Genomic DNA, 12143 nt, shown 5'->3' on the forward strand with positions numbered 1-12143 from the left:
CGCCGCTCCGCATACCCCTGACCCGACCCCTTGGGAGCCCCCTGTGAGAAAACTCCGCCGATCGGTGGGTATCACCGCCGTGGCCGCGGTGGCGATGGGCGCCGCGATCGTCGCCGCCCAGTTCGCCACCGCCGATCCCACCTCCGATCTGGTCTGGAAAGCGTGCCCGAACGCTCCGGACGACCTCAAGTGCACCACCGTCGAGGTGCCGCTCGGCTACGCCGAACCTAACGGCGAGAAGATCAAGATCGGGCTGGCGAAGCAACCGGCGACCGACCCCGGCAAGCGCATCGGCTCGCTGCTGTTCGACCCGGGCGGGCCGGGCGGATCCGGCGTCAGCGTCCTGGCCAGGAAGAAGATCGGTACCGAGAAGCTGCGGGAGCGCTTCGACGTCATCGGCTTCGACCCCCGCGGCATCAACACCAGCACCCAGATTCAGTGCGAGCAGGCCGACATGGACGCGGTCCTGGAGTTCGGTCAGCCCACGACCCAGGAGCGTTTCGACGCGTTGGGCAAAGCCAACCACAAGCTCGCCGAAGGCTGCCGCAAGCTGACCGGCCCGCTGTTCGACCACGCCGACAACCTCCACACCGTCGAGGACATCGAGCGGGTCCGCCAAGCGCTCGGGGAAGGGAAGCTCAACTTCCTGGGCTTCTCCTACGGCACGCTCATGGGGCAGCAGTACGCCGAGAAGTACCCCGGCAACATCCGCTCCATGGTGCTGGACGGCAACATGGACCACAGTCTCGAGTCCAACTACCACTTCGCGAGCAGCCAGCTGGCTCCGGTGGAGCGCAACTTCACGAGCTTCGCGAACTGGTGCGACACCACCGAGACCTGCGCGCTGTACGGCCAGGACACCAAGAAGGTCTACGGCGAGCTGCGGGAGAAGGCCAGGAACGGCGAACTCGTCGACCCCGAGACCGGCGCGAAGATCGACTTCTACAAGTTCAGCGACTACGGCTTCTCGGCGAACGTGCCGGCCAAATGGGCCACGCTCGGCGCCTCGCTGAAGGCGCTGCGCGACGGCCAGGGCACGGCCGACGTCAAGGCCGCGGCGACCCCCCGGTCGGGCGCCAACTACGTGTTCCAGACGATGTTCTGCTCCGACTTCGGCCTTCGCATCGAGAGCTACGACGAGTGGAAGCAGATCACTGGCAAGCTCGCCGAGGACCATCCGAACGTGCAGTGGTCGAACTATGTGTCCAACATGAACGAATGCATCGGCGGCTCGATCCCCTACACCAACAAGCGCAAACCACTGGAGATCGACGGTGCCCCGCCGCTGGTCATGCTCGGCAACCTCAACGACTTCGCGACATCCTACGAGTGGTCCCAGACGGCGGCCGAGCAGTCCGGCGCCACCCTCCTCACCTACGAGGGCTACAACCACAGCGTCTACGGTCTGCGCGGTTCGACGTGCATCGAGGAACCGGTCGACGCGTATTTCATCGACCTGAGGAAACCCGGCAACGGCATCAGCTGCCCCGCTCTGGAGAAGCCGGACGGCACCGGTTCGAAGGCCGACGAGCTCGGCGGTCTCACCGACGGTCCGTACTCGCTCGACTAGATTCCGCCTCGCCGCCCGCCCGCCCGCGACAATCCGGGCGGGCGGCGTCCTGTTTTCGGCCGACCGGTATTCACTTAAAACGACGACCAAACGCGTCACGATCCGTCGATTGTTTTGTTGTCGCCGCTTTCGTTGCGTGGCAGACTTTTCACGCGCATACATGGTATGCCATTTGGACAGTTTCCTCCATTTACTGTTCCAAATACCCCTAATAGGACATATTGGGAGTCCATATGAAACGATCCCTTCGGATGGTGGGAATCGCCGCTGTCGCCGCGTTGGCGATGGGCACGGCGATCGTCGCCACTCAGACGGCGTCGGCCGAGCCGACCGCCAAGATCGCGTGGAAACCGTGTAAGGATGCCGAGGGCAAGGTCTACTGCGCGACCATCAAGGTGCCGCTGGACTATTCGGATCCGCACGGCGAGAAGATCAAGATCGGGCTGGCCAAGCGGCCCGCCACCAAACCCGACAAGCGCATCGGCGCGCTGGTCGTCAACCCCGGGGGCCCGGGCGGTTCCGGCGTCGACATGGTCAAGAACACCACGGTCGGTTCGAAGAAGATGCAGGAGCGCTTCGACCTGATCGGCTTCGACCCGCGTGGCATCAACACCAGCACCCAGATCAAGTGCGAGGAGGCCGACATCGAGGCCACCTTCGACATCGGTCTGCCCACCACGAAGAAGAAGTTCACCAAGCTGGCCAAGGCCAACAAGAAGCTCGCCGACGGCTGCCGGAAACTGACCGGCCCGCTGTTCGACCACGCCGACAACCTGCACGTGGTGCGGGACATCGAAGTGATCCGCAAGTCGCTGGGCGAGAAGAAGCTCAACTTCCTGGGCTACTCCTACGGCACGCTCATGGGGCAGCAGTACGCCGAGAAGTACCCCACCAAGATCCGCTCCATGGTGCTGGACGGCAACATGGACCACAGCCTTGAGTCCACCTACGCCTTCGCCAGCACCGAGACCGGTGCCGTGGAACGCAACTTCAACGAGTTCGCGAAGTGGTGCGACAGCGACAAGAAGTGCGCGCTGTCCGGCAAGACCGCGAAGGTGTACGGCGAGCTGCGTGAGCTCGCCAAGGCCGGGAAGCTCGTCGACGAGGGCGAGAAGCTCGACTTCTACGAGTTCAGCGACTACTACGGTTTCGCGGTGAACGAACCCGGCTACTGGGGCGAGCTGGCCAAGGAGCTGAAGGCGCTGAAAGCCGGTCAGCCCAAGCAGAACAAGCTGAAGTCCGCGTCCGACCGGGCGGCCGTCGAGTACGTGTTCCAGTCGATGTTCTGCGCCGACTGGGGCCTGGGGCTGAAGAACTTCGACGAGTGGAAGCAGCTCAACGCCGACCTCGCCAAGGAGCACCCGAACACGCAGTGGTCCTCGTACAACGCGAACATCGCCGGTTGCGTCGGTGACCCGGTCGGGTACACCAACAAGCGCAAGCCGCTGGAGATCGAGGGCGCTCCGCCGCTGGTCATGATCGGCAACCTCGGTGACTACGCGACGGTCTACCCGTGGTCGCAGGTGGCCGCCGAGCAGTCCGGCGCCACCCTCATCACCTACGAGGGCTACGGCCACACCATCTACGGCGGTGGCTACTCGTGCATCGACAAGCCGGTGGAGTCGTACTTCATCGACCTGAAGAAGCCCGCCGACGGGATCAGCTGCGACTCGCTGGAGACCCCGGGCAAGTCCACGAAGGACCGCACCGGTGACGTCGCGGGCGTCGGTCCGTACTCCCTGAACTAATCCCCCACAACCCCTTGCCGCCCGTCCGGAGTTTCTCCGGACGGGCGGTTTCGCCGGGTTCGGGCGAACCACCCATTGTCGTGGGGGAATGCCCCGATCTTTCGATGGATCCCTTGGCCCGCGACTCGACCCATGCCAGGGTTTGGCGCATGCGAAAACGGTATGTCGCCCTCGCCGCCGTGTTGGCGGTCGCCACGGCGGTCACAGTCACGCGAACAGTCTCAGCCGATCCGGTGGCGGACATCGCATGGGGTCCGTGCGAGGGTGTCAAGGACGACGTCCAGTGCGCCACCCTCGAGGTTCCGGTGGACTACGCGAACCCCGACGGCGAGGCGATCACGGTCGGGCTGTCGAAACGGGCCGCCACCGACCCGGACAAGCGCATCGGTTCGCTGCTGGTCGACGGCGTCGACATGGTGAAGGACGCGCCGGTCGGTTCGAAGCGGATGCAGGAGCGGTTCGACCTGATCGGTTTCGATCCGCGCGGCACGAAGCGCAGCACGCGGATCGAGTGCGACAAGGCGGACATGGCCGCGGTGACGAAGATCGGCGTTCCCAACGACCGCAAGGAGTTCAAAGCTCTGGTCAAGGCGAATCGAAGCCTCGCCGAGGGCTGTCGGGATCTGACCGGGCCGCTGTTCGACCACGCCGACAACCTGCACATCGTGGAGGACATCGAGTCGATCCGCAAGGCCCTGGGCGAGAAGAAGTTCAACTTCCTGGGTTTCTCCAACGGCACGCTCATGGGGCAGCAGTACGCGGAAAAGTATCCGAAGAACCTGCGGTCGATGGTGCTGGACGGCAACATGGACCACAGTCTTGAGTCCACTTGGGAGTACATGAGTTCGGAGACCGCCGCGGTGGAGCGCAACTTCAACTCCTTCGCGAAGTGGTGCGACGAGACGAAGGACTGCGCGCTGTACGGCGAGGGCACCGCCGACGTCTACGGTGAACTGCGTGACGCGGCTCGGGCGGGTGAGCTCACCGATCCCGAGACCGGTGCCCCGATCGACTTCTACGACTTCAGTGACCGTGCCTTCGCGGTGAACACGCCGCAGCAGTGGTCGGTGCTGGCGAAGGACCTGAAGACGCTGCGCGCGGGTGAGGACGAGCTGAAGCTGGACGACCAGCCGCGCGAGCTGCCCGTCGAGTACCTGATGCAGTCGAAGTTCTGCGGCAACTGGGATCTGGGCGTGAGGAACTTCGGCGAGTGGGAGGAACTGACCGAGCGGCTCGCCGAGGAGTACCCGAACACGCAGTGGTCGAAGTTCGCCGGGTTCCAGTCGGCCTGCTTCGGTGGTGCGATCGAGACGACGAACCCGCAGGCGCCGTTGGAGATCGACGGCGCTCCGCCGCTGGTGATGATCGGCAACCACAACGACTTCGCGACCGTCTATGAATGGTCCAAGACCGCGGCCGAACAGTCCGGCGCCACCCTCATCACCTACGAGGGCTACGGCCACACCGTCTACGGCGGTGGCAACAAGTGCGTCGACGAGCCTGTCGAGTCGTACTTCATCGAGCTGAAGCAGCCGGACGAGGGCATCAGCTGCGAGTCCACCGACGAGCCGGGCAGGACTTCCTGACCCCTTTAATCGATATAGGGGAAATCCCCCATTTTTCGATGCGCCCATTGTCGTTCCGTTCGCCGCGTGCCAGGATTTCCTGACACATACCCGGAAGGTATCCACATGAGACGAAAACGGCGAGCAGTGGGCTTCGCCGTCGCGGCCGCGCTGACCGTGGCCGCGGCGGTGACCGTAACCCAGACGGCGATGGCCGACCCGGCAGCCGAGATCGACTGGAAACCCTGCAAGGACGCCGACGGTGACGTCGAGTGCGGGACCATCGAGGTTCCGGTCGACTACGCCAAACCCGACGGCAAGAAGATCAAGATCGGCCTGGCCAAACGAGCCGCCACCAACCCCGAAGCCAGGGTCGGATCGCTCATGGTCGACCCCGGCGGACCGGGCGGCTCCGGCGTCGACATGGTCAAGGGCTCGAAGATCGGGTCGAAACAGCTGCAGGAGAAGTTCGACTTCATCGGTTTCGATCCGCGCGGCATCAACACCAGCACCCAGATCAAGTGCGACGAAGAGCAGCTCGCCGCCGCCAGGTCCGTCGGTGTGCCCACCACGAAGAAGAAGTTCGCCAAACTCGCCAAGGCCAACAAAAAGCTCGCCGACGGCTGCCGGAAACTGACCGGCCCGCTGTTCGACCACGCCGACAACCTGCACACCGTGGAGGACATCGAGTCGGCGCGCAAGGCGCTCGGCGACGAGAAGCTCAACTTCCTGGGCTACTCCTACGGCACCCTGATGGGGCAGCAGTACGCCGAGAAGTACCCGAAGAACATCCGCTCGATGGTGCTGGACGGCAACATGGACCACAGCATCGAATCCCCGTGGGAGTTCGCCAGCACCGAGACCGCCGCGGTGGAACGCAACTTCAACTCCTTCGCGAAGTGGTGCGACGAGACCAAGGACTGCGCGCTGTACGGCGAGGACACCACCAAGGTGTACGGCGAACTGCGCGACGCCGCCAGGGCCGGGAAACTCAAGGACCCGGAGAACGGTGACCCCATCGACTTCTACGCCTTCTCGGAGCGCGCTTCACTCATCAACGAGTCGCCCGCGTGGCCCGAAGTGGCCAAGGACCTCAAGGTGCTGCGCGACGGCAAGGGCCAGCTGAAACTGGACGGCAAAGCCAAGGCCGAACCCGTCGAGTACGTGTTCCAGTCGATGTTCTGCTCCGACTGGGACGTGTCGATCAAGAACTTCGGCGAATGGCGGGACATCACCGACCGGCTCGCCGAGGAGTACCCCAACACGCAATGGTCGTCCTATGTGGGCACACTGACCTCGTGCATCGGCGACCCGGTGAAGACCACCAACCCGCAGGCGCCGCTGGAGATCGACGGCGCTCCCCCGCTGGTGATGATCGGCAACCTCAACGACTACGCGACCGTTTACGAGTGGTCCGAAGTGGCCGCCGAACAGTCCGGCGCGACCCTCATCACCTACGAGGGTTACGGCCACACCATCTACGGTCGCGGCGTGGAGTGCGTCGACAAGCCCGTCGAGTCGTACCTGATCGACCTCGAGGTTCCCGACTCTGGGCTCAGCTGCGAGTCCCAGGAGACGCCGGGCGGCGGCGACTCCGGAAGACGCTCCGGTGCCCCTGGCACCGGTCCGTGGGCGGGGCGTTAGGCCACCGCTCACCACCGCCCGTCCGGAGTGCTGCCGGGCGGGCGGTTTCCCTTGTCGGCGTGGGGTTTCAGCTGTCCCGGCCGCGCAGGTCCTCGGCGTCGACGATCCGGTAGGCGTAGCCCTGCTCGGCGAGAAACCGCTGCCGGTGCGCGGCGTACTCGGTGTCGACGGTGTCGCGGGAGACCACGGTGTAGAAGTGCGCGCCGCGTCCGTCCGATTTGGGCCGCAGGATCCGTCCCAGTCGCTGCGCCTCCTCCTGCCGGGAACCGAAGGTTCCCGAGACCTGGATGGCCACCGCCGCCTCCGGCAGGTCGATCGAGAAGTTGCCCACCTTGGACACGATGAGGGTCGTCAGTTCGCCCGAGCGGAACGCCGCGAACAGTTCCTCGCGCTGTTTGGTGCGGGTCGAGCCCTGCACGACGGGGGCGTCCAGGTGTTTGGACAGGTCCTCCAGCTGGTCGAGGTAGGCGCCGATGACGAGCACCCGTTCGCCTTTGTGTTTGCCGACGATCGACTCGACGGCGTCGAGCTTCGCGTCCATGGTGGCCGCGGCACGGTAGCGGTCGGTCTCCTCGCACACCGCGTAGGCCATCCGCTCGGCGTCGGTGAGCGTCACCCGCACCTCGGTGCACTCGGCCGGGGCGATCCAGCCCTGCGACTCGACGTCGCGCCAGGGGGCGTCGTAACGCTTCGGGCCGATCAGGGAGAACACGTCGGCCTCCCGGCCGTCCTCACGCACCAGGGTCGCGGTCAGACCGAGACGGCGGCGGGTCTGCAGGTCGGCGGAGAACCGGAAGATCGGGGCGGGCAGCAGGTGCACCTCGTCGTAGACGATCAGGCCCCAGTCGCGGGCGTCGAACAGGTCCAGGTGCCGGAACTCGCCCTTGCTGCGAGCCGTCATCACCTGGTACGTGGCGATGGTGACCGGCCGGATCTCCTTGCGCTCGCCGGAGTACTCGCCGATCTCGTCCTCGGTCAAGGTGGTGCGCGCCAACAGTTCCCGCCGCCACTGGTGCACCGAGACGGTGTTGGTGACCAGGATCAGCGTCGTCTTCTGCGCCTGGGCCATGACGGCGGCGCCCACCAGGGTCTTGCCCGCGCCGCAGGGCAGCACGACCACCCCGGAACCGCCCGACCAGAACGACTCCACCGCTTCCTTCTGGTACGGACGCAGCTGCCAGCCGGACTCCTTGAGCCCGATGGGGTGCGCTTCACCGTCCACATAGCCCGCGTTGTCCTCGGCGGGCCAGCCCAGTTTCAGCAGCGCCTGCTTCAGACGACCGCGCTCGCTGGCGTGCACGACGATGGTGTCTTCCTCGATGCGGGTACCCAGCATCCCGGCCAGCTTCTTGCTGCCCGCCACCTCGGCCAGCACCGCCGGGTCGAGTCCGTGCAGCACCAGCCCGTGCGCGGGGTGCTTGAGCAGCCGCAGCCGCCCGTAGCGGTCCATGGTCTCGGTGAGGTCCAGCAGCAGCGAGTGCGGCACCGGGTAGCGGGCGTATTTGAGCAGCGCGTCCACGACCCCCTCGGCGTCGTGTCCGGCGGCCCGCGCGTTCCACAGCCCCAGCGGCGTCAGCCGGTAGGTGTGGATGTGTTCGGGCGCGCGTTCCAGCTCCGCGAACGGCGCGATGGCCACCCGGCACTCGGCGGCCAGCGGGTGGCCGGTTTCGAGCAGGAGAGTTTTATCACTTTGGACGATCAACGGCCCGTCGTTCATGTGAAGAACTCCTTACCCACTGTCTTGACCTCGTGCGGAGTTCCCAGTTTGACACGACATGGGGACCAAATCGTTGCGCGTGTCGGGCACACTGGTCAGGCGCACACGGCGGCGAGTCCTTACAAATCGGTATATAACGATTGAATGACGACGACATCCGTGGGAGTGGGTTCGAACGTCTTATTCATTGAGTCCGTCGAGAAGGTGGTGGCGATGCTGCTGTGGGAGGCAAAGCTGAACAGTGAGGCGCTGCGGCGTGGCCGGGCGTTCCTCATGTTCGCCATCGCGGCGGTGGCCCTGGTGGCGTTGAGCAACGGTTTCCTCGCCTACGCGTCGGACGGCTCCGACCAGGCCGACCTCGTCTCGGCGACCGAGGAGGCCAAGGACGAGAAGTCGGAGGAACCGACGCCGTCGGAAACCCCGACCGAGACCGAGACGGCGACCCCCACGACGGACCACGACTGTGGCAAGGCGGGCGAGTACCAGAAGGACCTGGAGACGACGCTGGCCTCGCTGGCCGACTACGGCACCATCTTCGCCGACGGCAAGCAATCCAAAGAGGACTGCGCGGCCATCAAGAAGTTCCAGAAGCGGATGGGCATCCAGCCCGCTGAGGGCTACGCGGGCAAACTCACCCTCGATGTCGCGCAGCGGATCGCGAAGTCGTCCTTCGACAAGTGCCAGGAGGCGAAGAAGGGCAAGACCGTGTGCGTCGACCTGACCCACCAGACGCTGTGGGTGGTCGAGGACGGCAAGCGGATCTTCGAACCGACCGTGGTGCGCACCGGGATGGCCGGGTACGCCACCCAGCCGGGCGCCTGGAAGATCTTCGTCAAAGAGGGAACGCACTGGTCGAAGAAGTACAAGGTGTGGCTGCCGTACTGGCAGAACTTCAACAACGGCGAGGGCCTGCACACGACCACCACCTACATCCACGAGCCCTGGATCGGTTCCCATGGCTGCGTGAACCTGCTTCCCTCGGACTCCAAGAAGCTCTACGAGATGCTGGACTTCGGCGACACCGTCCAGGTGTTCGGCAACCGGCCGGGCACGTAACAGACCTCATCCAATCCCACCCGGACCCCCCAAAGCCCCCACCAGGCTTTGGGGGGTTTATCCGTGTGCCCGTTCGAAAATGTGTGTCGACGTCGGCGTTCCCAACCGTGGGCTCCTCACGTATCTGAGGTGAAACCAACCCATGAAAGGGGAGGCAGTGCGTTACCTCCGCGCATCCTTGACCGCCGCCGCCGTCCTGGTGGCCCTGGCCGCCGCCGGTGGCGGCACGTACGCGTTCCTCACCGGTGGATCGGCCGAGGCTGCCGCCCCCGACCCGACGCCCTCGACCGTCACGCCCACGAAGGACCACGACTGCGGCAAGGTCGGCGAGTTCCAGGAGGAAGTCGAGAAGAGCCTGGAATCGCTGGCGGAATACGGATCCGTCTTCGTCGACGGCGAACAGTCGCAAGAGGACTGTGATGCCATCGAGGCATTCCAGAAGCGCTTCGGCATCAAACCCGCGAAGGGCCGGGCCGACGAGCTGACCCGCGACGTGGCGAAGCGGATCGCCGAGCAGTCCTTCGACGAATGCCCGACTGCGGAACACGGCACGACCGTGTGCGTCGACCTGACCAACCAGACACTGTGGGTGGTCGAGGACGGCGAGCGGATCTTCGGTCCGACGGTGGTGCGCACCGGCATGGCGGGACACGCCAGCACCACCGGCACCCACACGATCAACCACCGCGCCGACAGAGAATGGTCGGAACCCTACGAACAGTGGCTTCCCTACTGGCAGCACTACTACGCGGGCGAGGGGCTGCACGAGACCACCAGTTACCTGCACGACCCGTCCCTGGGCTCGCACGGCTGCACCAACCTGCTCCGCCAGGACGCCAAGAAGCTCTACGAGATGCTGGACTACGGCGACACCGTCGAGGTGTTCGGCAAGCGGTCGGGCACCTAGAACAGCGTCGGCTGCGGGATCTCGACTTCGGGTTCCGGTCGCGGCGGTGGCTGCGGCCGGTGAACCCGTTGCGGGATCCCGTACTCGGCGGCCAGGTCGTTCACCATCCCCGAGACGTGGGCCTGGTATTCCTTGTCCGCGTATGAACCCCCCGAGTACAGCAGCTGGTAGTCGGCCACCAGGCCCGGATACTCCCGCCACAGCCACTTCAGGAACCACTCCCGGGCCCCGGACCGCAGGTGCAGGACGATCGGGGTCACCGCGGTGGCGCCCGCGTCGGCACACGCGGACACCATGGTGCGCAACTGTTCCGGCGAGTCGGTCAGGAACGGCAGGATCGGCGCCAGCAGCACCGAGCACTCGATCCCGGCGGCGTTGAGCTTCTCGCACACCGCCAACCGCGCCCCCGGCCGCGGCGTCCCCGGCTCGATACTGCGCCACAGCGGAAGATTGTTCATACTCACCGACACGGCGGTGCTGACCTGGGTCACCGAAGCGGCCTGCCGCAACAGCTCCAGGTCACGCAGGATCAGGGTTCCCTTGGTGAGGATGGAGAACGGGTTGGCCGCGTCCCGCAGCGCCTCGATGATCGCGGGCATCAGCCGGTACCGGCCCTCGGCCCGCTGATAGCAGTCCACATTGGTACCCATGGCGATGGCCTCGCCGCGCCACGACGGTTTGGCCAGCTCCCGGCGCAGCAACCGGCCGGCGTTGGCCTTGACGATGACCTTCGAGTCGAAATCGGCCCCGGTGCCGAGGTTCAGGTACTCGTGCGTCTTGCGGGCGAAGCAGTAGGTGCAGGCATGACTGCAACCTCGGTACGGGTTCACGGTGTAGCGGAACGGAACCCGGGATTCGGCGGGGACCCGGTTGATGATGGATTTGGCGTGGATGACGTAGAAGGTCAGCCCGGCGAACTCCGGGGAGTCGACGGTGTCGGCGATCGCGTCGGCGCCGAAGAGGGCGGCGGGCGCCTCGGGGCCGTCGACGAGCTGAAGCCGCTGCCATCGCATCCCATGACTATAGAACGTCTGTACGTCGGTGGGGGTGTCCGTCTGCGCCAGCCCTGGGGCGGGTGTTGTTGAAGTGAATAAGGCACAATTACACATAAATGAATACCGACCTTGAAAGGGGAGGTTCTATGCGCATACGCCGCGCATTTGTCACCATTGTCGCGGTATCGGTGGCGTTGACCGCTATGACGAGCGGGGCCTACGCGTCCTCGCCTGACAAGGGCACGGAAACCGAGCAGGTCACCACGACCGAGAAGGCGACGGTTTCGCCGCCGTCCTTCGAACAGGCGATGAACGAACGCGCCAAACCCAACCCGAACCATAATTGCGGTGAGACCGGCCCGAAGCAGAAGCAGGTGGAGACCCTGCTGGCTTCGCTGGGCGGTTACGGAACCGTCTATGTCGACGGCAAACAGTCCGTTGAGGACTGCGCCGCCATCAAGAAGTTCCAGAAGCGGATGGGTATCAAGCCCGTCGCGGGCTACGCCGGTCCGGTGACCTACGGCGTCGCCAAGCGGATCGCGGACTCGAGTCTCAGCAAGTGCAAGCACTCGACGAAGCGTGAGACCGTCTGCATCGACCTGACCCACCAAACCCTGTGGATACTCAACAAGAGTGGCAAGCGAATCCTCGGGCCGACCGTGGTGCGCACCGGGATGAAGGGCTACGCCACCACCCCGGGCACTCACAAGATCAACGTCCGTGAGTACAAGCACTGGTCCAAGCCCTACAAGGTGTGGCTGTACTACTGGCAGCACTTCCACGACGGTGAGGGTCTGCACGAGACCACCACCTACATCCACGACGCCTCGATCGGCTCGCACGGCTGCGCGAACCTGCTGCCGTCCGACGCCAAGAAGGCGTACGACCTGCTGAGCTACAACGATTACATCAAGGTGTTCGGCAAGCGTCCTGGAACCTGA

At 65.1% G+C, this 12143-nt stretch carries 9 protein-coding genes; 7 read left to right on the forward strand and 2 right to left on the reverse strand.

Features of this window, described 5'->3' with window-relative positions; all coding sequences use genetic code 11:
• Positions 1 to 43 precede the first annotated feature (43 nt).
• From SNAS_RS30140 to SNAS_RS30155, 4 genes are all read left to right on the forward strand, one after another.
• Positions 44 to 1570: an alpha/beta hydrolase gene (locus tag SNAS_RS30140; protein WP_013021285.1), complete on the forward strand. Its 1527-nt coding sequence runs from the start codon at positions 44 to 46 to the stop codon at positions 1568 to 1570.
• A gap of 233 nt (positions 1571 to 1803) precedes the next feature.
• Positions 1804 to 3318 (forward strand): alpha/beta hydrolase, encoded by a 1515-nt coding sequence (locus SNAS_RS30145; protein WP_013021286.1) that lies wholly within the window; start codon positions 1804 to 1806, stop codon positions 3316 to 3318.
• Between the two features lie 149 nt (positions 3319 to 3467).
• Positions 3468 to 4904, forward strand: coding sequence for an alpha/beta hydrolase (locus SNAS_RS30150; protein ID WP_013021287.1), 1437 nt, complete (start codon positions 3468 to 3470; stop codon positions 4902 to 4904).
• Positions 4905 to 5009: 105 nt separating this feature from the next.
• The gene (locus SNAS_RS30155) at positions 5010 to 6527 is read left to right on the forward strand and encodes an alpha/beta hydrolase (RefSeq protein WP_013021288.1); all 1518 of its coding nucleotides are present in this window, start codon (positions 5010 to 5012) and stop codon (positions 6525 to 6527) included.
• Between the two features lie 67 nt (positions 6528 to 6594).
• On the opposite strand, the gene SNAS_RS30160 is transcribed toward SNAS_RS30155, so the two are convergent.
• Complete coding sequence (locus SNAS_RS30160; protein ID WP_013021289.1) at positions 6595 to 8244, reverse strand: DNA repair helicase XPB; 1650 nt, start codon at positions 8242 to 8244, stop codon at positions 6595 to 6597.
• Between the two features lie 144 nt (positions 8245 to 8388).
• Between SNAS_RS30160 and SNAS_RS30165 the strand changes: the two genes are divergently transcribed.
• Together SNAS_RS30165 and SNAS_RS30170 are read left to right on the forward strand one after the other, a co-directional pair.
• Positions 8389 to 9300 (forward strand): L,D-transpeptidase family protein, encoded by a 912-nt coding sequence (locus tag SNAS_RS30165; protein ID WP_013021290.1) that lies wholly within the window; start codon positions 8389 to 8391, stop codon positions 9298 to 9300.
• A gap of 157 nt (positions 9301 to 9457) precedes the next feature.
• A complete protein-coding gene (locus tag SNAS_RS30170) occupies positions 9458 to 10207 on the forward strand; it encodes a L,D-transpeptidase (RefSeq protein ID WP_244409083.1) in 750 nt (249 codons plus the stop codon).
• On the opposite strand, the gene SNAS_RS30175 is transcribed toward SNAS_RS30170, so the two are convergent.
• Complete coding sequence (locus SNAS_RS30175) at positions 10204 to 11220, reverse strand: Rv2578c family radical SAM protein (RefSeq protein WP_013021292.1); 1017 nt, start codon at positions 11218 to 11220, stop codon at positions 10204 to 10206. The two genes, SNAS_RS30170 and SNAS_RS30175, sit on opposite strands and share 4 nt — an antisense overlap.
• Positions 11221 to 11348: 128 nt before the next feature.
• Between SNAS_RS30175 and SNAS_RS30180 the strand changes: the two genes are divergently transcribed.
• Positions 11349 to 12143 (forward strand): L,D-transpeptidase family protein, encoded by a 795-nt coding sequence (locus SNAS_RS30180; protein ID WP_013021293.1) that lies wholly within the window; start codon positions 11349 to 11351, stop codon positions 12141 to 12143.

Source organism: Stackebrandtia nassauensis DSM 44728 (assembly GCF_000024545.1).
GTDB classification, from domain to species: domain Bacteria; phylum Actinomycetota; class Actinomycetes; order Mycobacteriales; family Micromonosporaceae; genus Stackebrandtia; species Stackebrandtia nassauensis.

Bases quoted from the DNA above. Each gene is read 5' to 3' on its own strand.
- SNAS_RS30145 (WP_013021286.1), top strand. From the start codon at position 1,804: ATGAAACGATCCCTTCGGATGGTGGGAATCGCCGCTGTCGCCGCGTTG.
- SNAS_RS30150 (WP_013021287.1), top strand. From the start codon at position 3,468: ATGCGAAAACGGTATGTCGCCCTCGCCGCCGTGTTGGCGGTCGCCACG.
- SNAS_RS30155 (WP_013021288.1), top strand. From the start codon at position 5,010: ATGAGACGAAAACGGCGAGCAGTGGGCTTCGCCGTCGCGGCCGCGCTG.
- SNAS_RS30160 (WP_013021289.1), bottom strand. From the start codon at position 8,244: ATGAACGACGGGCCGTTGATCGTCCAAAGTGATAAAACTCTCCTGCTC.
- SNAS_RS30165 (WP_013021290.1), top strand. From the start codon at position 8,389: ATGACGACGACATCCGTGGGAGTGGGTTCGAACGTCTTATTCATTGAG.
- SNAS_RS30175 (WP_013021292.1), bottom strand. From the start codon at position 11,220: ATGCGATGGCAGCGGCTTCAGCTCGTCGACGGCCCCGAGGCGCCCGCC.
- SNAS_RS30180 (WP_013021293.1), top strand. From the start codon at position 11,349: ATGCGCATACGCCGCGCATTTGTCACCATTGTCGCGGTATCGGTGGCG.